Annotated in this window: 2 protein-coding genes and 1 pseudogene; all 3 read right to left on the reverse strand. The window is 72.4% G+C overall.

The features are described from left to right. Positions 1-166: 166 nt before the first annotated feature. Positions 167-10897 (reverse strand): type I polyketide synthase, encoded by a 10731-nt coding sequence (locus AHOG_RS15585; protein ID WP_093942013.1) that lies wholly within the window; start codon positions 10895-10897, stop codon positions 167-169. Between the two features lie 27 nt (positions 10898-10924). Next, a pseudogene (locus AHOG_RS15590) lies at positions 10925-15337 on the reverse strand (type I polyketide synthase); the annotation flags it as partial. A gap of 17 nt (positions 15338-15354) precedes the next feature. Further along, positions 15355-25398, reverse strand: coding sequence for a type I polyketide synthase (locus AHOG_RS15595; protein WP_093942015.1), 10044 nt, complete (start codon positions 25396-25398; stop codon positions 15355-15357). Between the last annotated feature and the right edge of the window lie 15 nt (positions 25399-25413).

Genomic DNA, 25413 nt, shown 5'->3' on the forward strand with positions numbered 1-25413 from the left:
CCGAGAGCCACCGACCGACCCGTCGATCTCATATCTGGAACACTGAGAGTGACGTCACCACCCTTCCGGAGAAAGCTCGCATCTCGGAACATCCGCTCGAACCGACCGGACGGACGCCCCGGCTCTCGTCATGAGACCGCCGAGGCGCCCGGTCGGGGGGCAGGAGTCACACCCCGCCCGCACGCAGCCAGTCCTCGACGGCCCGTGCCGTGTCGGCGGCGTGGTGCTCCAGCATCGTGAAGTGGTCGCCGGGCACCTCGGCCTCGGTCTCGGCGGAGTCCCAGGACGCGCGCCACTGTGCATCGCCCGTCTCGTCGTCACCGAGCGATCCCGGGCGCACGAACAGGGTGGGCGCGTCGACATCCCGCACCACGCACTCCTCGAACAGTCGGACATAGCGCCCCATGGCGGAGAGCCGATCCGCCGTGTAAGGCCCGAAGGACTCCTCGCGGGCGAACAGACCCGCGAGCATGTGCGTCGCGAAGCCCTCCATCGCCTTGCTGTCCGGCAGGTAGGTGTCGAGCAGGACGAGAGCGGCGGCCGGGCGTCCGACATCCTGGAGATGACGGGTCGTCGCCTGCGCCAGGAGGCCGCCCGCCGAATAACCCAGCAGGACGAACGGTTCGTCGCCGGGCAGTTCCCGCACCGAGCGGGCGAGCAGGCCGACGGCCGCCTCGATCGTGGCGGGCAGCGGCTCGCCTTCGGCGAAGCCCGGCACGCTCAGCGCGGACACCGCGCGGGCGCCGCCGAAGGCGGCGGCGAGCCGCACGAACTGCTGCGCCCCGCCCATGCCCATCGGGGACGGCACGCAGATCACCCTCGGACCGGGTCCGCGGGCCAGCTCGACGATCGCCGGGGCGTCGGCGGGCTCGGCCGCGTCGTGAAAGGACGGACGCAGGTCGGCCACGGCGTTGAGCAGTTCGAATCCCCGGTCACGCTGGTCGGTGTCCACGGCACGGCGGAACAGCGTGCTCACCGTGTCGGCCGGATCGTTCGCGGGCCGCGGAGCCGCCGACTCCTGCCGAAGATGCCGCGCGAGGCCTGCCGGGGTCCGCTGGTCGAAGACCACCGTGGCGGGCAGCCGCAGGCCGGTGGACCTGGTGATCGCGTTGCGCAGCTCGACGGCGGCGAGCGAGTCGAAGCCCGACTCCAGGAAGCTTCGATCGACGACGACGTCCTCGGCGGAGCGGTGCCCGAGCACCACGGCGGCCTCGGTGCGGACGAGATCGAGCAGCAGGCGTTCCCGTGCCTCAGGAGCCAGACCGATGAGCCGTTCCCTCAGATCGGTCCGCCTCTCGGCGGAGCGGCGGCGAGTCCGGACGAGGCCGGTGAACAGCGGTGGCACCGAGTCCGCCGCACGCAGGTCGAGACGCACCGGAGCGAGGACGGGCTCGTCGATCGCCAGCGCCGCGTCGAACAGCGCCAGGCCGTCCTCGACGGAGAACGCGGCGACACCGCGCGACCGTGTCACGCCCGCCGTCAGCGTGCTCGTCTCGGACCAGAGGCCCCAGGCCAGCGACTGCGCGGGCAGACCGACGGCGCGGCGGTGCTGGGCGAGGGCGTCCAGGAACGTGTTCGCCGCCGCGTAGTTGCCCTGCCCGGGGGCTCCGAGGAGCCCGGAGGCCGAGGAGAACAGGACGAACGCGGTGAGGTTCTCGGTGAGCTCGTGCAGATGCCACGCGGCGTCGACCTTCGGCCCGAACACCGTGTCGAGATGCCGCGGGGTCAGAGAGTCGACGACGCCGTCGTCGAGCACTCCCGCCGCGTGCACCACGGCCGTCACCGGATGGGCGGCCAGCAGATCGGCGACCTGGTCGCGGTCGGCGACGTCGCAGGCGACGACGGCGACCTCCGCGCCCAGCGCCGCCAGTTCGTCGCGCAGCCGAGCGGCGCCGGGCGCGTCGACGCCCCGCCTGCTCGTCAGGACGAGCCGCAGGGCGCCGTGTTCGGTGACGAGGTGCCGCGCCACCGCGGCGCCGAGGGTTCCGGTGCCGCCGGTGATCAGCGTCGTTCCCGTCCGGTCCCAGCCGCCGCGGCCCTCGGCGGACGCGCGCGCGAGACGGGCGGCAGTGACGACGTCGCCGCGCACGGCGAGCTGCGGCTCCCCGAGGGCCGCGAGTCGTTCGACGTCGAGTTCGGCATCGGGTGTGCCGTCGATCAGCACGATCCGGTCCGGATGCTCCGACTGCGCCGAGCGCACCAGCCCCCAGACCGCGGCGGCGGCCGGGTCGGGTGCCTCGTCCGGCGACACCCCGACGCCGTTCCGCGTCACCACCACGATCGGCCGATCGTCGGCCGCCGACAGCCGTTGCTGGAGATGCGACAACACGGCCCCGACGACCGTGCGCGGCGTCCCCGATGGGCATTCGAAGACCGACCCGGCGGCCGCCCGGTCGTCGGTCGTTCGAATCGGGACCCAGTCGATCCGGTAGAGCGAGTCGGTCGTCACGTGCCCGGCCATCGGGCGGACGGTGATCGATCGCACCGACACGACCGGGGCGCCCGCCTCGTCGATGCCGTACAGCGACACGGACCCGTCCGCCGCCGTGGTGATCCGCACCCGCAGGCTCGTCGCTCCCGCCGTGTGCACTCGTACTCCCGACCAGCTGAACGGAAGCCCGATGCCCTCGGCCGCGGCGGCGCCGAGCCCGACGGCGTGCAGTGCCGCGTCGAGCAGAGCGGGATGCAGTCCGAACCGTTCGGCGGCGGCGCGCTCCTCGTCGGACACGGCGACCTCGGCGAACAGTTCGTCTCCTCGGCGCCATGCCGCACGCAGCCCCTGGAAGGCGGGACCGTAGTCGTATCCCCGCATCGCCAGGTCGGCGTAGAAACCGTCGAGGTCGGCGGGTCGGGCGTCCGGCGGCGGCCATTCGGCGACGTCGTCGGCCGGGGCCGCCGCGGGCGCCGAGAGTGCGCCGGTCGCATGGGCGGTCCAGCCGTCGCCGCCCCGGGAGTGCACGCTCACCGGCCGGAGTCCGGCGTCGTCGACGGCGCCGACCGACACCCGTACCTCGGCGACGGCGTCCGCCGTGAACACCAGCGGGGCCTGGAGGGTGAGTTCCTCCACGACGCCGTGCCCGACCTCGTCGCCCGCCCGGGCGGCGAGTTCGACGAAGGCGGTGCCGGGCAGCAGTACGGTGCCCGCGACGGCGTGGTCGGCCAGCCACGGATGGGTGCGCGGCGAGAGCCTGCCGGTGAACACGACGCCCGCGTCGGCGGGCAGCTCCACCGCCGCGCCGAGGAGCGGGTGATCGGCGTCGGCGAGTCCGGCGGAACGGACGTCACCTGCGAGCTGGGGGGCGTCCAGCCAGTAGCGTTCGTGTTGGAAGGCGTACGTCGGCAGGTCGACGAGTCGGCCGCCCGTCAGGAACGGTGTGAGGTCGAGATCGACGCCGTGGGCGAACAGCTCCCCCGCCGAGGCCAGGAACCGGTCCAACCCGCCGTCGTCCCGGCGTAAGGTCCCGACGACCAGGGCGTTCTCGGCCCCGTGTTCCTCGACGACCTCCCCGATCCCGTAGGTCAACACCGGATGCGCGCTGGACTCCACGAACACGCCCAGGCCGTCGGACAACAACGACTCGACCGCCCGATCGAACCGCACCGTCTCTCTGAGGTTGTCGAACCAGTACTCGGCGCCCAACGAGGCCGTGTCGGCGACCTCGCCGGTCACCGACGAATAGAACGGCACCTCGGATGCACGCGGTGTCACCGCTGCCAGGCTGTGCAGCAGTTCGTCGCGCAGCGGGTCCATCAGGACCGAGTGGGAGGCGTAGTCGACGGGGATCCACTTCGCGCGCACCCCGCGTGATTCGCAGTCGGCCACCAGCTCGGCCAGCGCCTGTTCGGGGCCGGACACCACCGCCGACGTGGGACCGTTCACGGCTGCCAACGACACCCCCACAGGCAACAAAGCGGAGACCTCCGACGCGGGCAGGCCCACCGACACCATGCCCCCACCACCACCCAGACCCGCGATCAACCGACTCCGCGACACCACCACCCGTGCGCCGTCCCGCAGACTCAAACCCCCCGACACCACCGCCGCCGCGATCTCACCCTGCGAATGCCCCACCACCGCAGCCGGAACCACCCCCACCGAACGCCACAATTCGGCCAGAGACACCATCACCGCGAACAACACCGGCTGCACCACATCAACCCGCGACAACGCAGCCTCATCCGACAACACATCAGGCAACGACCAGTCCACGAACTCCGACAGAGTCTCGGCGCATTCACCCAGCCGAGCGGCGAAGACAGGCGACACCGCCGCCAACCCCACCGCCAACCCCACCCACTGCGAACCCTGACCCGGAAACACCAACACCACACCCGAGCCCGCGGCACGCGGCCCAGGCTCCAGTCGGCCCGCGGCCACCTCGGCCAGGCCTGCCCGAACCTGGTCGACGTGTGTTCCCGCCACCAGTACCCGACGGGCGAAGGACGACCGTGCCAGCAGGGTGAAGCCCACGTCTCGGAGGTCCGGCGCCTGCTGTGACGCGAGGAAGTCGCTCAGCCGAGCGGCCTGGGCGCGCAGTGCCGCGTCGGATCTCGCCGAGAGGACCAGTGGCACGGCACCTGCCGCCGGGGGCAGGCTCGCGGGGGTGTCCCCGGCGGCGACCTCGGCCGTGTCCCGACCGTCGAGCGGCTGCGGCCGGTACCAGACGGACGGATCTTCGAGGATGACGTGGGCGTTGGTGCCGCTGACCCCGAAGGACGACACCCCCGCACGACGCGGCCGATCCACATCCGGCCACACGACCGACTCCGTCGCCAGCTCCACCGCGCCCACCGACCAGTCCACCTGCGACGTCGGCTCGTCCACATGCAACGTCGGCGGCACCACCCCGTGCCGCATGGCCAGGATCATCTTGATGACGCCCGCCACGCCCGCCGCCGCCTGCGTGTGTCCCAGATTCGACTTCACCGAACCGAGCACCAGGGGATGCGGCCGGTCCTGCCCGTAGGTCGCGATCACCGCCTGCGCCTCGATCGGATCGCCCAGCCGGGTCCCCGTCCCGTGTCCCTCCACCACGTCGACGTCCGCGGGAGACAGACCCGCGTTCGCCAACGCCTGCCGGATCACCCGCTGCTGCGACGGGCCGTTCGGCGCCGACAGGCCGTTCGACGCGCCGTCCTGGTTGACGGCCGAACCCGCCACCACCGCCAACACCCGGTGCCCCAGCCTGCGGGCGTCGGACAGCCGCTCCACCAGCAGCAGGCCGACGCCCTCGGACCACCCGGTGCCGTCCGCCGCCCCCGCGAACGACTTGCACCGGCCGTCGGCGGACAACCCGCGCTGCCGGGAGAACTCCACGAACACCCCGGGCGTCGCCATGACGGCGACGCCGCCGGCCAGGGCGAGATCACATTCCCCCGCGCGCAGCGCCTGCGCGGCCAGATGCAGGGCGACCAACGAGGACGAGCACGCCGTGTCGACGGTCATCGCGGGTCCCTCCAGACCCAGCGCGTAGGCGATGCGGCCGGAGGCGACGCTGCCCGCGTTGCCGTTGCCCAGATGACCTTCGAGGTCCTCGGGCACCCGATGCAGCCGCCCGAGGTAATCGTGGTACATCAAGCCCGCGAACACGCCGGTCCGGCTGCCCCGAAGGGACCGCGCGTCGATCCCCGCGCTCTCGATCGTCTCCCAGGCCGTCTCCAGCAGCAGCCGCTGCTGCGGATCCATCGCCGACGCCTCGCGCGGCGAGATCCCGAAGAACTCCGCATCGAACAGTCCTGCGTCGTACAGGAAGCCGCCGTGCCGGGTGTAGCTGGTGCCGACGTGCTCGGGGTCCGGGTCGTACAGGGCGTCCAGGTCCCAGCCGCGATCATCGGGGAACCCGCCGACGGCGTCGCGGCCGTGGGCGACGAGGTCCCAGAGGTCGGCGGGCGACGTCACTCCGCCGGGGTATCGGCATGCCATGCCGACGATCACGATCGGGTCGTCGGAGACGGCGACGGCGGGCGGGGCGGGAACGGCCGCCGCGGGCTCGCCGTGGCGTTCCGCGTGCAGCCGAGCGGCGAGCGCGGCGGGCGACGGATAGTCGAAGATCAGCGTCGACGGGAGGGTGAGGCCGGTGGCGGCCTGGAGTTCGTTGCGCAGCTCGACGGCGGTGAGCGAGTCGAAGCCGAGTTCCTGGAAGGCGCGGGTGGGCTCGATGTCGCTGCCCGATCCGTGGCCGAGCACGGCGGCCGTGCGACCGCGGACGAGCTCCAGCAGCTCCGCCGAGTCGGCATGTCGTGCGACCGCCGTCGGCCGCTTCGACGGCTTTCGCGCGGTGCGGGTCAGCGCCGACCACAACGGCGGTGCCTCCTGATCGGCGAGCACCGACAGGTCGAGTCGGATCGGGACGACCACCGCCGAGTCCACCCCGGCGGCGGCGTCGAACAGGGCGAGTCCGTCCGCCGTGCTCAGCGGCCGGACGCCGCCGCGGGACATGCGACGCAAATCGGTGGAGCCGAGTTCACCGGTGATCCCGCTCGCTTCATCCCACAGCCCCCAGGCCAGCGACTGCGCGGGCAGTCCGCGGGCCCGACGCGACTGGGCCAGCGCATCCAGGAAGGCGTTCGCCGCCGCGTAGTTGCCCTGCCCCGCGCTGCCGATCACGCCGGCGGCCGAGGAGAACAGGACGAACGCGGTGAGGTCGCCCGCCAGTTCGTGGAGATGCCACGCCGCATCGGCCTTCGGGGCGAACACGGTGCCCACGCGCTCCGGCGTCATCGACTGGATCACGCCGTCGTCCAGCACTCCCGCCGTGTGCACGACGGCGTCGACCGGGTGCTCGGTCAGCAGCGCGGCGACCTGGGCGCGGTCCGACACGTCACAGGCCACCACGGTGACGTCGGCGCCGAGGCCTGCGAGTTCGTCCCGCAGCTCCGCCGCGCCGGGCGCGTCCGGTCCACGGCGACTCGTCAGGACCAGGCGCTCGACGCCGTGGACGGTGACGAGATGCCGTGCCACCGCCGCGCCGAGCATGCCCGTTCCGCCGGTGATCAGGGTCCGCCGGGCGGCCGCCCAGTCGATCCCGCCGGGCCCGGCCGCCGCGCGCGTCAACCGGGCGGCGAGCACCCGGTCGTCCCGCACCGCCAGCTGGGGCTCGCCGAGGCCGGCGAGGCGGGCGGCGTCGACGGGCACGTCGGAGTCCACCAGCACGAATCGGCCGGGATGTTCCGACTGGGCGGCACGCACGAACCCCCAGACGGCGGCGGCGGCGGGGTCGGGGACCTCCGCGGGCGACACCGCGACCGCGCCTCGCGTCACCACGACGAGACGCTCGTCGGAACGCAGCGCGGACAGGGCCCGTGCGATGCCGTGCCGGGCGGCCGCCGTCACGTCGCCGGCCAGGTCCGTGCAGTCCACGGTGCGGACGGAATCCGGGGCGCCGTCGTTCGGCACGGGCACCCAGTCGAGCCGGAAGAGGGCGTCGCGGACGTCGGTTCGCGGGCCGGCCACGCGGTCGAGGGCGACGGGGCGCAGCCGGAGCGTCTCGACCGTGGCGACGGGCTGTCCCGTCGGGTCGAACAGTTCCAGGGCCGTCGCGTCGGGGCCCGCCGGGCTCAGCCGGATCAGCAGTGTCGAGGCGCCGCTCGCGTGGAGGGTGACCCCGGAGAAGGCGAAGGGGAGCCGCACGAGATCGTCTCCGGCGCCGACGAGTGCGCTCGCGTGCAGTGCGGCGTCCAGCAGCGCGGGGTGCAGGCCGAACCGCTCGGCGTCCCGGCGGGCGTCCTCGGGCAGGGCGATCTCGGCGAGGATCTCGTCGTCTCGCCGCCAGGCGGCACGCAGTCCACGGAAGGTCGGGCCGTAGGCGAGTCCGTGTCCGGCGAGTTCGGTGTAGAACTCCTCCACCGGAAGTGGTGTCGCGTCGGCGGGCGACGGAGCGGCGCGTTCGGGGGCGGGTCGGGCGGGCGAGAGGGCGCCGTCGGCGTGGCGGGTCCACGGGGCGTCGGCGGCCTCGCTCTCGGCGCGGGAGTGGACCCGGACGCGGCGCAGGCCGGTCTCGTCCGGCTCGTCGATCGTGAGCTGCACCTGGACGGCCTCGTCGGCGCGCAGCACCAGGGGTGTCTGGATCGTCAGCTCGTGCAGGCGACCGCAGCCGACCTCCTCCCCCGCACGCAGCGCCAGTTCCACGAAGGCCGTGCCCGGCAACAGCACCGCGTCGCCGACGACATGGTCGGCGAGCCAGGGATGGGATCGCAGGGACAACCGGCCCGCGAACACCACGCCGTCGGAGTCGGCCAGCATGACGGCGGCGCCGAGCAGCGGATGTCCGGCGGCGACCAGGCCCGCCGAGGCGACGTCGGCGGCGGTCTCAGGGATGTCGAGCCAGTGCCGCCGTCGCTGGAACGGATAGGTGGGGAGATCGACGCGTCGTCCGCCGGAATACAGTCGGGTGAGGTCGACGGGAACACCCGCGACGTGAAGCCGCGCCAACGCCGACACGAACGACTCCACCTCCGACCGACCCCGCCGCAACAACGGAACCCCACCATCCACCAGACCAGACAACACCGCACCCGGCCCCACCTCAACAAAAACACACCCCTCCCCCAACCCACTCACATAATCATGAAAACGCACCGTCTCACGAACATGACGAACCCAGAAATCCACCGAACCACCATCACCACCCCCCACCCAACGAACCCGCGGCTCCGAAAAAGACAACCCCCCGATCGCCTCCCGAAAACCCTCCAACATCGGATCCATCAACGAAGAATGAAAAGCATGCGACACCCGCAACCGCGACCACCGCCGACCCCCCAACCGCGACACCACCCCCACAACCTCAGACTCCACCCCCGACAACACCACCGACGACACACCATTCACCGCAGCCACCGACACCCCCGCCGACAACAACGGCACCACCTCAGACTCCGACGCCTCCACCGCAACCATCACCCCACCCCCCGGCAACGCCTGCATCAACCGCGCCCGCTCCGACACCAACACACACGCATCCCCCAACGACAACACACCCGCCACATACGCCGCCGCCACCTCACCCACCGAATGCCCCACCACCACACCCGGCGACACACCACACCACTCCAACAAACGACACAACGCAACCTCCACCGCAAACACCGCAGGCTGCGCCCACCCCGTCAAACCCAAAACCTCACCATCACCCCCCCACATCACCTCACGCACACCCGAACCCAACAAACCCAACACCTCATCCAACGCCGCAGCAAAAACCGGAAAACACCCATACAACTCCCGACCCATACCCACAACCTGCGAACCCTGACCCGAAAACAACAACACCACATCAAGATCACCCGCCACACCACGAGCAACCTCCACCCCATCCACCAGAACAGCACGGTGATCGAACAGGGCACGAGTCGTCGCGAGCGAATGACCGACGTCGCGGGGGTCGGCGGTGAGCCCGCGCAGCCGCGCGATCTGCGCGTCGAGCGCGGCGGGTGACTTCGCCGAGACCGCCCACGGGATCGGGTGTCCGGCCGGTTCCGGCAAGGGGGACTCCGCCGCCGAGGGCGCGGGGTCGTCGGCGATCTCCGGGGCCGCCTCCAGCACCACGTGGGCGTTGGTGCCGCTGACGCCGAAGGACGACACGGCCGCTCGTCGGGGTCGATCCGACGCGGGCCAGGACACGGCCCCCGTCGCCAGCTCGACCGCGCCCGTCGACCACGGCACGTGCGGCGAGGGCGCGTCGACGTGCAGGGTCTCGGGCACGATCCCGTGATGCATGGCCAGCACCATCTTCATCACCCCGGCGACACCCGCCGCCGCCTGCGTATGACCCAGATTCGACTTCACCGAACCCAACAACAACGGCCGGGACCGGTGCTGCCCGTAGGTGCCGAGCAGGGCCTGCGCCTCGATCGGGTCGCCGAGGCGGGTTCCGGTGCCGTGGGCCTCGACGACGTCGACGTCCGATGTGGACAGCTCGGCGGCGGCCAGCGCCTGTCGGATGACGCGCTGCTGCGCGGGTCCGCTCGGCGCCGTCAACCCGTTGGAGGCCCCGTCCTGGTTGACGGCCGACCCCCGTACCACGGCCCACACCGGATGCCCCAGCCTGCGGGCGTCCGACAGCCGTTCCACCAGCAGCAGCCCGACGCCTTCGGACCAGCCGGTGCCGTCGGCCGAGGCCGCGAAGGCCTTACACCGGCCGTCCGGGGCGAGCCCGCCCTGCCGAGAGAACTCCACGAAGGCCCCCGGAGTGGACATCACCGTCGCGCCGCCCGCCAGAGCGAGATCGCATTCCCCGGAGCGCAGGGCCTGGATCGCCCAGTGCAGGGCCACCAGCGACGAGGAGCAGGCGGTGTCGACCGTGACCGCGGGCCCCTCCAGGCCCAGGGTGTAGGCGATGCGGCCGGACACGACGCTCGCGGCGTTGCCGATCAGCAGATGGTCGGCGGCGACCTCCGGCACCTGCCGCAGGCCGCTGACGTAGTCCTGACCGTTGGTGCCCACGAAGACGCCCGTGTTGCCGCCCCGCAGCGACGCCGGGTCGATACCCGCCCGCTCGATCGCCTCCCACGACGTCTCCAGCAGCAGCCGCTGTTGGGGGTCCATCGCCGTCGCCTCGCGGGGCGAGATCCCGAAGAACTCCGCGTCGAAGTCGGCGACGGCGTCGACGAAGCCGCCCCGGTGCGTGGCGCTGGAGCCCGGGGTGCCCGTCGCATGCAGACGATCGAGGTCCCAGCCCCGGTCGACCGGGAATCCACCCAGGACGTCGCGGCCGTCCGCCAGCACTCGCCACAGGTCCTCGGGCGAGGCGATGCCGCCGGGAAACCGGCACGACATGCCGACGATCGCGATCGGCTCGCGACTCGCCTGTTCGGCCTGCCGCAGGCGCTCGCGCGTGTCGTGCAGCTGCGCGGTGACCCGCTTGAGGAAGTACCGGAGGTCGTCAGCACCGGTCATCGTGTGAACCCCCTGGGAGGAAGAAGATCAGGAAATGCCGAACTCTTTGCCGAGGAGCTCGAAGACGGCCTCGTCGGAGGCGTCCTCGAGTCGGTCCGCGATGCCGACGCCGTCGGCGGCGGCGCATCTGTCGAGCAGCCGTCGGAGTCGGGCGGCGACGGCGGTCCGACGTCCGTCGTCCAGCTCCGCCTCGGCGAACGCCGACTCGAGGCGGTCGAGTTCGTCGAGGACGGGCTCCGTGTGGCCGACGAGTTCGGCGTGCAGGTGCGCCGCGAGCGCGGCCGACGTCGGATGGTCGAACACGGCCGTCACGGGGAGGGCGAGCCCGGTCGCCGCCCCCAGTCGGTTGCGTAGTTCCAAGGCGGTCAACGAGTCGAATCCGAGGTCTCGAAACGCCCGGTCCGGTGCGATGTCCGCCGGGGAGGAGTGGCCGAGCACCTCGGCGGTGTGCCGGAGCACGAGGTCCCGTAGTGCGGCCGCGCTCTCGCCCGGGGGGAGCGCGGCGTAGTCCAGGGCGGCCGCCGTGTCGTCGGGCCGTACCAGCCGGTCGAGCAGTCGGCTGCCGCGCACCACCGTGAACGCGGGGCCGAAGCGTGCCCAGTCCACCTCGGCCACGACGACACTCGTCTCGCCGAGGTCCAGCACCCGTTGCAGGGCCTCGATCGCCCGTTCCGGTGCCATGCCCAGCAGTCCGAGCCGGTCCAGCTGGTCCTGCTCGATGCCGCCCGCCATGCCGTCGCCCGCCCACGGCCCCCACGCGACGGCGGTGGCGGGCAGCCCGGCGGCCCGCCTGCGTTCGGCCAGCGCGTGCAGGTAGGCGTTCGCCGCCGCGTAGGCGGACTGACCGGCGCTGCCCCACACCGCGGCGCCGGAGGAGAACAGGACGAAGGCCGACAGGTCTCGCCCGCGGGTCAGCTCGTCGAGGTGTGCCGCGGCCTCGGCCTTGGCGGCGAACACCGTGTCGAGCCGCCCGGGAGTCAGCGCGTCGATCACGCCGTCGTCGAGCACCCCCGCGGTGTGGAAGACGGCGTCGACGGGGTGGGCGTCGAGCAGCGCGGCCAGCGCGTCGCGATCCGAGACGTCGCAGGCGGCGAGGGTCACCCTGGTGCCCGCGCCGACCAGTTCCTCCCGTAGCGCGGCGGCACCGGGCGCCTGATCGCCTCGGCGGGCGGCCAGCACGAGATGATCGGCGCCCCCGGCGCTCAGCCAGCGCGCGACCTGGGCGCCGAGCGCGCCCGTTCCGCCGGTGACGAGCACGGTGCCCGAGGGCCGCCAGGGCTCGGCGGGCGGGGCGGCCGTACCGGCGTGGTCGAGGCGGCGGACGAGGATTCCGCCCGCGCGGATGGCGACCTGGTCTTCGTCTCCTGCGGCGAGGACGTCCGCCACCCGTCCGACGAGGTGGTCGCCCGCGCCGACGGGCAGGTCCACCAGACCGCCCCACCGGTCGGGGTGTTCGAGTGCGGCGACGCGGCCGAAGCCCCACACCGCCGCCTGTGCCGGATCGGGCGCCTCGCCCGGTTCCGTCGCGACGGCGTTCGTCGTCACGCACCAGAGCGGCGCGGACACGCCCACGTCCCCCAACGCCTGGACGAGCGCGATGGTCCCGGGCAGGTCGAGCGTCGAGACCAGCGCGGACACGGCGCTCTCGGCGAGCGTCGCACGGATCTGGTCGGCGAGTGCCGCACGGTCGACGGCGGCGACCTCGATCGTGCGCACGCCGGCACCGTCGCGACCGAGAGCCGCGCCGAGGGACGTCGAGTCCTGCCGGGAGGCCGTGACGATCAGCCGGTCGCCGGGAGTCGCGGTCGACGCCGGGAGGTGCCACGGCGTCCAGCCGACCTGGTGACGCAGGTCGTCGGCGGCGTGTCGAGTTCGTGCGCGCGGGTCGGCGTCGAGCCAGTAGCGCCGTCGTTGAAAGGGATAGGTGGGGAGATCGACGCGTCGTCCGCCGGAATACAGTCGGGTGAGGTCGACGGGAACACCCGCGACGTGAAGCCGCGCCAACGCCGACACGAACGACTCCACCTCCGACCGACCCCGCCGCAACAACGGAACCCCACCATCCACCAGACCAGACAACACCGCACCCGGCCCCACCTCAACAAAAACACACCCCTCCCCCAACCCACTCACATAATCATGAAAACGCACCGTCTCACGAACATGACGAACCCAGAAATCCACCGAACCACCATCACCACCCCCCACCCAACGAACCCGCGGCTCCGAAAAAGACAACCCCCCGATCGCCTCCCGAAAACCCTCCAACATCGGATCCATCAACGAAGAATGAAAAGCATGCGACACCCGCAACCGCGACCACCGCCGACCCCCCAACCGCGACACCACCCCCACAACCTCAGACTCCACCCCCGACAACACCACCGACGACACACCATTCACCGCAGCCACCGACACCCCCGCCGACAACAACGGCACCACCTCAGACTCCGACGCCTCCACCGCAACCATCACCCCACCCCCCGGCAACGCCTGCATCAACCGCGCCCGCTCCGACACCAACACACACGCATCCCCCAACGACAACACACCCGCCACATACGCCGCCGCCACCTCACCCACCGAATGCCCCACCACCACACCCGGCGACACACCACACCACTCCAACAAACGACACAACGCAACCTCCACCGCAAACACCGCAGGCTGCGCCCACCCCGTCAAACCCAAAACCTCACCATCACCCCCCCACATCACCTCACGCACACCCGAACCCAACAAACCCAACACCTCATCCAACGCCGCAGCAAAAACCGGAAAACACCCATACAACTCCCGACCCATACCCACAACCTGCGAACCCTGACCCGAAAACAACAACACCACATCAAGATCACCCGCCACACCACGAGCAACCTCCACCCCATCCACCAGAACAGCACGGTGATCGAGAGTGGCGCGGGTGGTCGCGAGGGAGTGGGCGACGTCGGTGGGGTCGGCGGTGAGGGCGGCGAGCTGTTCGATCTGGGCGGTCAGGGCCTCCGGGGATCGGGCGGACACCTGCCACGGGGGCCCGATGGTCAGTGCGGGTCGGTCCGGAGTCGACGCGGGTGGTGACGTCGGCTCCGGGGTGGGGGCGGCCTCGAGGATCACGTGGGCGTTGGTGCCGCTGGCGCCGAAGGACGACACCCCGGCTCGACGTGGTCGGTCGGTGTCCGGCCAGGCCGCCGACTCCGTCGCCAGTTCCACGGCACCGGCCGACCAGTCCACCTCGCGCGTCGGCTCGTCCGCATGCAGGGTGGGCGGCACGATGCCGTGCCGCATGGCCAGCACCATCTTCATCACCCCGGCGACACCCGCCGCCGCCTGCGTATGACCCAGATTCGACTTCACCGAACCCAACAACAACGGCCGCTCACGACCCTGCCCGTAGGTCGCCAACACCGCCTGCGCCTCGATCGGATCACCCAACCGAGTACCCGTCCCATGCGCCTCCACCACATCAACCTCAGACGGACCCACCCCCGCCGAAGCCAACGCCTGCCGAATCACCCGCTGCTGCGACGGACCATTCGGCGCCGTCAACCCATTCGACGCACCATCCTGATTCACCGCCGAACCCGCCACCACCGCCAACACCCGGTGCCCCAGCCTCCGCGCATCCGACAACCGCTCCACCAACAACAGACCCACACCCTCGGCGAAACCCGTGCCGTCGGCGGCGGCGGCGAAGGGCTTGCACCGGCCGTCGCCCGCCAGGCCCTGTTGCCGGGCGAACTCGACGAAGACCCCCGGGGTGAACATCACCGTGGCGCCGCCCGCGATGGCCAGGTCGGCGTCACCGGCGCGCAGGGCCTGGATCGCCCAGTGCAGGGCCACCAGCGACGAGGAGCAGGCGGTGTCGACCGTGACCGCGGGCCCCTCCAGGCCCAGGGAGTAGGCCACCCGCCCGCTGGCCACACTCGCCGCGCTGCCGTTGCCGACGAAGCCCGCGAGCTCCGGGGGCACCGAGGGCAGTCGGGAGGAGTAGTCGCTGTACATGAGGCCGGTGAAGACGCCGGTCCGACTCCCCCGCAACGACACCGGATCCACCCCCGCCCGCTCGATCACCTCCCACGACGCCTCCAACAACAACCGCTGCTGCGGATCCATCGCCAACGCCTCCCGAGGCGAGATCCCGAAGAACTCCGCATCGAAATCCGCCACATCCGCCAGAAACCCGCCCGCACGCACTCCGGAGCCGTCGATCTCGTCGTAGACGTGGTCCAGGTCCCAGCCTCGGTCGGTCGGGAAGCCCCCGAGCACGTCGCCGCCGTCCCGAACCAGCCGCCAGAGGTCGTCCGGCGTCCGCACACCGCCGGGGAAGCGGCAGGCCATACCGACGATGGCGATCGGCTCCGTGGCGGCGGCGACCAGCGCCCTCTTCTGTTCGCGAAGGCGTTCGATCTCCTTCAACGAGGAGCGCAGTGCTTCGACGAGCTTTCCGTTGGTGTCGGTCATGCGTCACCGCCGAACTGCGCCATCTTCAGCAACTCCTCCGTGTCGAGTTCGTCGATGGAACCGAGGGGCTCGACGGCCCTGTCCTCGCCTGCGGCGAGCTGCCGCAGGACGTCGAGCAGGCCTGCCTGTCGCAGTCGGGCAGGCGGGATGGCCGCCAGGATCGTCGTGATCTCGTCCTCCTCCGGGTCCGGCCGCGCCCCGACATCGTCGGGTCGCAGCAGGTCCCGCAGGTGCGCGGCGAGTGCCGCCGGGGTCGGATGGTCGAAGACCAGCGTCGCGGGAAGCCGCAGGCCCGTCTCCCGATTCATCCGATTGCGCAGCTCCACGGCGGTCAGCGAGTCGAAGCCCAGGTCCTTGAACGCCGTGTCCGCCGGGACCGTCTCGGTGGACCGGTGCCCGAGGACGGCGGCGGCGGTGGTCCGCACCAGCCTGATCAGCGTCTGTGCCCGCTCCTCCGGTGTCAGTCCGGCGAGCCGCTGTCCGATCGGTACTCCGTTCGCCGCGCCACGACCGGCGGCCGTCCGTCGCCGCACGGCGGGGACGAGTTCGCGGACCAGCGACGGGGCAGGCTCCGACATGGCGTGCGTGTCGAGCCGCGCCGTCACCAACGTCGGGCGGCCGACGCCGATCGCCGCGTCCAGCAGTGCGAGTCCCTCTCGGACGGACATCGGCAGCACCCCGCCTCGGGCCAGCCGCGACCGGTCGGCGTCGGACAGGCCGCCGGTGAGCTCGCTCGGCGGCGCCCAGTGTCCCCAGGCCAGGGACTGCGCGGGTAGTCCGCGAGCCCGGCGGTGCTGTGCCAGGGCGTCCAGGAAGGTGTTCGCCGCCGCGTAGTTGGCCTGGCCCGCCGCGCCGAACACGCCGGAGGCCGAGGAGAAGGAGACGAAGGCGGACACCTCGCCCACCAGTTCATGCAGATGCCAGGCGGCGTCGACCTTCGGGGCGAAGACGGTGTGCACCCGGTCGGGGGTGAGGGCGGCGAGCACGCCGTCGTCGAGCACGCCCGCGGCGTGGACGACGGCGGCCACGGGGTGTTCGGCCAGCAACGCCGCGAGCTCCGCACGGTCGGCGACGTCACACGCCGCCACCTCGACGGAGGCGCCCAGCCCGGTCAGCTCGTCGGACAGTGCCGCCGCGCCGGGTGCGGCGGACCCGCGTCGGCTGGTCAGCAGGAGACTGCGGACGCCGTGTTCGACGACGAGGTGGCGTGCCACGGCGGCGCCGAGGGTGCCCGTCCCCCCGGTGATCAGCGTCGTGCCGTCGGTGTCCCACGGCGTCGATTCGGCGATGTCGGGGGCGGCCGGGCCGGTGCGGTCCGGGGGCTCGGCGATGAGTCGGGCGGCCAGCACCCGACCCGCCCGCACGTTCAGCTGGGGTTCGTCGGAGGTGAGGGCGGCGGGCAGCAGGGCGGCGGCCTCGGCGTCGTCGTCGAGGTCGACGAGCACGATGCGGTCCGGGTGCTCGGTCTGCGCCGATCGCACGAGCCCCCAGACGGCGGCTCCGGCGAGGTCCGCACCGTGCTCGACGGCGCCCCGGGTGACCACGACGAGGCGGGTGTCGGCCCATCGTTCGTCGGCCGACCACTCCTGGAGGACGGCGAGCACACGCAGCACCGCCGCCCGCGCCGCGACGGGCGGCGGGGGCGAGTCGGCGGATTCCGCGGGCAGGCAGGACAGCACGATCGTGTCGGGCGTGGGCTCCGACGCGGGGACCGAGCCCCGCCAGGCCGCGAGGTCGACATGTGCGGTGACGCCCGCGAGAGCGGCCAAGGGCTTGGCCTCCGCGCCGCCGAGGACCGCCCATCGGTCGCAGCGTGCGTCGTCGTCGATCGGCACGGGCCGCCAGTCGAGCCGGAACAGCCCGTCGTGCCGTGTCGTCTCGGCGAGTCGGCCGACATCGACGGTCCGCAGTCGCACCGACGCCACGGCCGCGACGGGGGTGCCGGTCGGGTCCGCGACGTCGAGGGACAGCTCGTTCTCGCCGGTCGCCCGCAGTCGTACGCGCAGGGCAGAGGCGCCGCCCGCGAACAGGGTCACGCCGCTCCAGGTGAACGGCAGCAGGATCTCGGTGGTCGCCCGCGGGCGCAGACCCGCGACATGCAGGGCCGCGTCGAGCAGCGCCGGGTGCACGCCGAACCGGCGCGCCGGGCCGTCCGCGCCGCTCGGCAGCTCCACCTCGGCGAAGAGTTCGTCGTCGTGACGCCAGGCGCGCCGCAGGCCTCGGAACATCGGGCCGTACTCGTAGCCGGTGGCGGCCAGGCCGTCGTAGAACTCGGACACGTCGACGTGCTCCGCGTCGGCGGGCGGCCACTGGCGCAGGTCCGGCCCGGTCTCGGCGGACATCGGCCGAAGGTGTCCCGTCGCGTGGCACACCCAGTCGCGTGCGCCTGCGGCACGGGAGTGCACGGCGACCGCGCGGATCGCGGCGGCGTCGGGTTCGCCGACGGTGACCTGGAGCCGCACCCCGCCCCGGTCGGGCAGTGTCAACGGCGCGTGCAGCGTCAGTTCGTCGACGACTCCGGCACCGACCTCGTCGCCTGCGCGGACGGCGAGTTCGACGAAGGCGGTGCCGGGCAGCAGCACGGTGCCCGCGACGGCGTGATCGCCCAGCCAGGGCTGTTCCTCGACGGAGATCTGTCCGGTGAGCACGATGCCGTCCGAGTCGGCGAGCGGGACGACGGCGTGCAGCAGGGGATGTCGCGAGGCGTCCAGACCGGCCGAGGTCACATCGGGCGCCTCGGCCCGGGTGTCGAGCCAGTAGCGTTCGTGTTGGAAGGCGTACGTCGGCAGTTCGACGAGTCGGCCGCCCGTCAGGAACGGTGTGAGGTCGAGGTCGATGCCGTGGGCGAACAGCTCCCCCGCCGAGGCCAGGAACCGATCCAACCCGCCGTCGTCCCGACGTAAGGTCCCGACGACCAGGACGTTCTCGGCCCCGTGTTCCTCGACGACCTCCCCGATCCCATAGGTCAACACCGGATGCGCACTGGACTCCACGAACACGCCGAGACCATCCGACAACAACGACTCGACCGCCCGATCGAACCGCACCGTCTCCCGCAGATTGTCGAACCAGTACCGCGCGTCCAACGAGGCCGTGTCCTTCGCGGCACCGGTCACCGACGAATAGAACGGCACCGTCGACGATCGAGGTTCGATCCCGGCGAGGACGTCGAGCAGTTCGTCGCGCAACGCGTCCATCAACACCGAATGCGAGGCGTAATCCACCGGAATCCACCGCGCCCGCACGTTCCGCGACTCACAGTCGGCCACCAGCTCGGCCAGCGACTGTTCGGAACCGGACACCACCACCGAGGCGGGACCGTTCACGGCCGCCAACGACACCCCGGCGGGCAGCAGATCCACCACCTCGGCGGCGGGCAGGCCCACCGACACCATGCCCCCACCACCACCCAGACCCGCGATCAACCGACTCCGCGACACCACGATCCGCGCGCCGTCCCGCAGACTCAAACCCCCCGACACCACCGCCGCCGCGATCTCACCCTGCGAATGCCCCACCACCGCAGCAGGAACCACCCCCACCGAACGCCACAATTCGGCCAGAGACACCATCACCGCGAACAACACCGGCTGCACCACATCAACCCGCGACAACGCAGCCTCATCCGACAACACATCAGGCAACGACCAGTCCACGAACTCCGACAAAGCCTCCCCACACTCACCCAGCCGAGCGGCGAAGACAGGCGACACCGCCGCCAACCCCACCGCCATCCCCACCCACTGCGAACCCTGACCCGGAAACACCAACACCACACCCGAATCGGCCGGGCGGCCTCCCACAGGCAGCACGCCCGAGACGACGTCGGCGAGTCCCGGCAGGAAGTCGTCCAGACGGGAACCGGAGATCAGGACGCGGTGGTCGAGCAGGGCGCGGCTCGCCAGCGACGCGCCGACGTCCACCGGGCGCAGTGCGGGCCGGTCCCGGACGAAGTCGGCCAGTCGGACGGCCTGCGCGCGCAACGCGGGCGCCGACCGCGCCGACAGCACCCACGGGACGGCCGTGCCGGACGTGGATTCGACCGGATCCTCCGACCGTTCCGCGACGGGGGCCGCCTCCAGGACCACGTGCGCGTTCGTCCCGCTCACTCCGAAGGACGACACGCCCGCCCGGCGAGGTCTGCCCGAGTCGGGCCACCGCACCGCCTCGGTGGCCAGCTCGACGGCGCCCGACGACCAGTCCACGTGCGGGGTCGGTTCCTCCACGTGCAGGGTCTTGGGCACGATGCCGTGCCGCATCGCCAACACCATCTTGATCACGCTCGCCACCCCGCCCGGAGCCTGGGTGTGGCCGAGGTTGGACTTCACCGAGCCCAGCAGCAGCGGTCTGGGCCGGTCCTGTCCGTAGGCGGCCAGCAGGGCGGACGCCTCGATGGGGTCGCCGAGGCGGGTGCCGGTGCCGTGCGCCTCCACGACGTCGACGTCGGCGGCGGACAGCCCCGCGTCGGCCAGCGCGCGGCGGATCACCCGTTGCTGCGCGGGGCCGCTCGGCGCGGACAGCCCGTTGGACGCGCCGTCCTGGTTGAGGGCCGAGCCGCGCACCACGGCGAGCACCGTGTGCCCGCGGCGCCGCGCGTCGGACAGTCGTTCCAACAGCAGCAGGGCGGTGCCCTCCGACCAGACGGTGCCGTCCGCGTCGGCCGCGAAGGACTTGCAGCGACCGTCCGGCGCCAGGCCGCCCTGCTTGGAGAACTCGACGAACGCCCGAGGGGTGAACATCGCCGTCACGCCGCCGGTGATCGCCAGGGAGCAGTCGCCCGACCGCAACGCGCGGATCGCATGGTGCATCGCCACGAGCGAGGAGGAACAGGCCGTGTCGACGGTGATCGCGGGCCCCTCCAGGCCGAAGGCGTAGGCCACCCGGCCCGAGACGACGCTGCCCGCGTTGCCGATCAGCAGGTGCCCTGCGACCTCCTCGGGGATGTCGCGGATTCCGACGGTGTAGTCCTGACCGTTGTTGCCGATGAACACGCCGGTGTCCGAACCGCGCAGCGTGGCGGGGTCGAGGCCCGCACGTTCGAACAGCTCCCACGAGGTTTCCAGCAGCTGGCGCTGCTGTGGGTCCATTCCGGTCGCCTCGCGCGGCGAGATCCCGAAGAACGCGGCGTCGAAGTGCGCCACGTCGCGGAGGAAGCCGCCTCGACGGGTGACCGTCGTGCCGGGACGATCGGGGTCCGGGTCGTGCAGGCGCGCCAGGTCCCAGCCTCGGTCGGTGGGGAACTCCGACATCACGTCGGCCTCGGCGAGCAGGAGTCGCCACAGGTCGTCCGGGGAGTCGACATCGCCGGGGAATCGACAGGTCATGCCGACGATCACGACCGGGTCGTCGGCCGCAGCGGCCGTGGTCTCGACAGGCCGCTCCGGCTCCGCCCCGCCGAACAGCACGGTCACGACGTGATCGGCCAGCGCGGTGGCGTTCGGGTGGTCGAACACCACGGTCGTCGGCAGTGACACGCCGATCGCCGAGGTCAGCTGATTACGCAGCTCGACCGCCGTGAGCGAGTCGAAGCCGAGCTCCTTGAACGCGCGGGACGGCGAGACGGCGTCGGCGGAGCGGTGGCCGAGGACGGCGGCGGTCTGCGCGAGGACGAGGTCCCGCACCGCCGCGCGTCGTTCGGCCGTTCCCAGCGCGGCCAGCGTCGCCGCGAGGCCGGACGGCGCGGCGTCGGCGCGGGTCTCGGCGGCGCGCGGTTCGGGCAGGTCGGCCAGCAGCGGGCTCGGCCGCGCGACCGTGAACTGGGGGGCGAACCGCGCCCAGTCGATGTCGGCGACGGTCACCGTGGTCTCGTCGCCGTCGAGCGCCGCGTGCAGGGCCGCCACGGCGAGTTCCGGCGCGAGGGGCCGCAGTCCCCATCTGCTGAGCAGGTCGCCTGCCTCGCCGCCTGCCATGCCCGCGCCGCCGCCCCAGAATCCCCAGGCCACCGACGTCGTCGGGCGTCCCTGGGCACGTCGGCACTCGGCGAGCCCGTCGAGCTGGGCGTTGGCCGCCGCGTAGGCACCTTGGCCGCTGCCGCCCCAGATCCCCGCTCCGGAGGAGAACAGCACGAAGGCCGAGAGCTCGCGGTTCCGGGTCAGCTCGTCGAGGTTCCGCGCGCCGGTGACCTTGGCACGCAGCAGCTCCGCCAGGTGGTCGGGGGTGATGTCGTCGATCGACGCCGTGTCTCCGACGCCCGCGGTGTGGAAGACGGCGGACACCGGGTGCTCCGCGAGCAGCGCCGCCACCTTGTCGCGGTCGGCGACGTCGCAGGCGGCGATGGTGATCCGACCGCCGATCCCCTCCAGCTCGGCTCGGAGGTCCGACGCGCCCGGCGCCTGGTCGCCCCGTCGGCTGGTCAGCACGACGTGCTCCGCTCCGGCACCGATCAGCCACCGTGCCACGTGGGCGCCGACTCCGCCCGTGCCCCCGGTGACCAGGACGGTGCCGTCGGGCCGCCAGGCCCGGCGCGACGCCGGACGCCCCGCGTGGCGGAGCCTGCGGGCGAACACCCCGGCGGCACGCACCGCCAGCTGATCCTCGCCGTCGGCGCGGGTGAGCGACTGGATCAGCCGCGTGATCCCCCGGTCGTCGACCTGCGGGGGGAGGTCGATCAGCCCGCCCCAGCGTCGGGGATGCTCCAGCGCCACGACACGGCCGAGTCCCCAGGCCCCGGCCTGGGTCGGCGACGACGGCGACCCGTCGGCGGCGACGTCGACGGCGACGGCGCCGCCGGTGACCCACCACAGTGGAGCGTCGGTCGCCAGGTCGCCGAGCGCCTGGACCAGGGCGACGGAGGCGGCGAGACCGCGAGAGACGTCGGCCAGGACGGGGTGAGGTCCATCGTCCTGGGCCAGCAGGGACACGATCCCCGTCAGGTCCGGGCCCGCCGCCGCACGCAGCTGCTCCACCAGGGCGACGCGATCCGCGGCGGCGACGTCGACACGGAGCACCGTCACGTCGGCGCCCCGCTCGGCCAGGGCCGCCGCGGTCGGCTCCCCCGCGGGCCCCGTGAGCAGCAGCCACCGGCCGTCGAGCGTCTCGGAGCCGTTCGCGGCCACCGGCGACCAGCCGACGTCGTAGCGCCACTCGTGCGCGGCGCGGCGGTCCTGATCTCGGCGCCGCCAGGCCGCCAGCGCGGGCACGATGTCGGAGAGCCCGCCCTCGGCGACGTCCAACGCCGCCGACAGCGCCGGCAGATCCCCGGCCTCCACCGCGGCCCAGAACTCCGAGTCGACGGCCTCGCCCCCGGTCGCGGGCTCACTGGTCACGTCGAGCCAGAAGCGTTCGCGGGCGAAGGCGTAGGTCGGCAGCTCCACCTTCCGCGCGCCGTCCCGCACCGGCCAGTCGACGGGCACGCCCCGCACGTGTGCCTCGGCCAATGAGACGAGGAGACGGGACTCGCCGCCGTCGTCGCGGCGCAGGGTCCCCACGGTGACCACGGGCGTGTCGGCGCCCTGGGCCGTCTCCTGCACGCCCGCGACGAGCACGGGATGCGCGCTGGCCTCGATGAACGTCTGATGTCCCGTGGCGAACAGCGCACGCAGCGCGCCGACGAAGTCGATGGGCAGTCGGGCGTTCCGATACCAGTACTCGGGGGTCAGCTCCGCGGTGTCGAGCTCGCCGCCGGTCACCGTCGAGTAGAAGGGGATGTCGCCGGAGCGTGGCGTGATCCCGTCGAGAAGCTCCAGCAGCGTGTCACGCAGCGGGTCCACCTGGGCGCAGTGCGACGCCACGGTGGCGGGCACGATCCTCGCCCGTACCCCCTCGGCCACCAGTTCGGCGACCAGTTCCTCCAGTGCGTCGACCGCGCCCGCGACGGCGGAGGAACGGGGGCCGTTCATGCCGGACACCTCCAGGCGTCCGTCCCACCGCGCGAGCCGTCGCCGCAGGTCGGCCTCGGACATCGCCACCGAGGCCACCGCGCCGTTGCCGACGAGCCGTCGGGCGAAGAGCCTGCTCCGCAGCACGACGACCTTCATCGCGTCGTCCAGGGAGAGCGCGCCCGCCACGTACGCCGCGGCGATCTCGCCCTGGCTGTGGCCGACCACGGCCGCCGGGTGCACTCCGCGGTCCCGCCACAGGCGGGCGAGGGAGATCATCACGGCGAACAGCGCGGGCTGGACGACGTCGATCCGCTCGTACCCGGGGGCGCCGGGAGCACCGCGCAGCACATCGGTGAGCGACCAGTCCACGAGCGGGGCCAGTGCCCGCTCGCACTCGGCGATCGCGGCACGGAACACGGGTGCGGTGTCGAGCAGCGCCACGCCCATGCCCGGCCACTGCGCGCCCTGACCGGGGAAGACGAAGACCGTTCTGCCCTCGACGTCGGCGACGCCTGCGATCACGCCCGGTGCGGGGCTGCCCTGCCGGAGGGCGTCGAGGCCCGCGAGCAGCTCCGCCCGGTCCCGACCGACCGCCACCGCTCGGTGCTCGAACGTCGACCGCGTCGTCGCCAGGGAGTACGCGACGTCGGCGGCCCGCAGGTCGGGTCGGGCGGTGACGTGGGCCGACAGTCTGCCTGCCTGGGCCCGGAGCGCGGCGGCCGACTTCGCCGAGATCAGCCACGAGATCGCCTTGTCAGAGGACGGCGTCTCCGCCGGCCCGCCCGTCGCGTTCTCCGGATCGGCCGGGGACGACGCTTCCGCGTCGGCCGCCGGGTCGGCCGGCGCGGGCGCCTCCTCCAGGATCACGTGGGCGTTGGTTCCCGAGATCCCGAAGGACGAGACGCCCGCCCGCCGCGCACCCGAGGACTCCCACGTGACGGCCTCGGATGCCAGCTCCACCGTGCCCGCCGACCAGTCCACGTGCGGGGTCGGCACGTCGACGTGCAGGGTCCGCGGGACGGTCCCGTGTCGCATGCCGAGCACCATCTTGAGGACGCCCGCGATCCCGGCCGCGGCCTGGGTGTGCCCGAGGTTCGACTTCACCGAGCCGAGCAGCAGCGGCCGCGGCCGGTCCTGGCCGTAGGTCGCGATGATCGCCTGTGCCTCGATCGGGTCGCCCAGCCGGGTGCCGGTGCCGTGCGCCTCCACCACGTCGACCTCGGCGGCCGTCACCCCGGCCGAGGTCAACGCCTGCCGGATCACTCGCTGCTGCGCGGGCCCGTTCGGCGCGGTGAGTCCGTTGGAGGCCCCGTCCTGGTTGATCGCGGAGCCCCGCACCACCGCCAGCACCGAGTGCCCGCGCCTGCGAGCGTCCGACAGGCGTTCCACCAGGACGAGGCCGACGCCCTCGGAGAAGCCCGCCCCGTCGGACCGGCCCGCGAAGGGCTTGCAGCGGCCGTCGGGCGCAAGTCCGCCCTGGCGGGAGAACTCGGCGAAGACGTCGGGGGTGGACATCACGGAGACGCCGCCCGCGATCGCCATCGAGCATTCGCCCGCCCGCACGGCCTGCGTCGCCAGGTGCAACGCCACCAGCGAGGACGAACAAGCCGTGTCCACGGTCACCGCCGGGCCCTCCAGGCCCAACGTGTAGGCGACCCGCCCGGAGGCCACGCTGCCCGCGTTGCCGTTGCCGACGTAGCCCTCCAGGTCCTCGGGCAGTCCGTTCAGCCGCGCCGCGTAGTCGTGGTGCATCAACCCCACGAAGACCCCGGTCGCGCTGCCGCGCAGTGACTCCGCGTCGATGCCCGCGCGTTCGACGACCTCCCACGACGCCTCCAGCAGCAGTCGCTGCTGCGGGTCCATCGCCAGCGCCTCCCGCGGCGAGATCCCGAAGAACTCGGCGTCGAAGTCGGCCACGTCGTACAGGAAGCCGCCCTCACGGGCGTGGACGGTCCCCGATCGGTCGGAGCCGGGCGCGTACCGGCTCTCGACGTCCCAGCCTCGGTCGGCGGGGAAACCGGAGATCACGTCGCCGCCCGCCGCGAGCACGTCCCACAGGTCCTCGGGGGACTCGATGCCGCCGGGGAACCGACAGGCCATGCCGACGATCGCGATCGGCTCCCCCGCCGCCTCCTCCAGCTGGTACAGGCGCTCGCTCGTGTCGTGCAGCTCGGCCGTCACGCGCTTGAGGTATTCGCGCAGTTTCGCTTCGTTCGACATCTAGGAGAAACCCCC

The organism is Actinoalloteichus hoggarensis (assembly GCF_002234535.1).
Lineage (GTDB): Bacteria > Actinomycetota > Actinomycetes > Mycobacteriales > Pseudonocardiaceae > Actinoalloteichus_A > Actinoalloteichus_A hoggarensis.

Bases quoted from the DNA above. Each gene is read 5' to 3' on its own strand.
- AHOG_RS15585 (WP_093942013.1), bottom strand. From the start codon at position 10,897: ATGACCGGTGCTGACGACCTCCGGTACTTCCTCAAGCGGGTCACCGCG.
- AHOG_RS15595 (WP_093942015.1), bottom strand. From the start codon at position 25,398: ATGTCGAACGAAGCGAAACTGCGCGAATACCTCAAGCGCGTGACGGCC.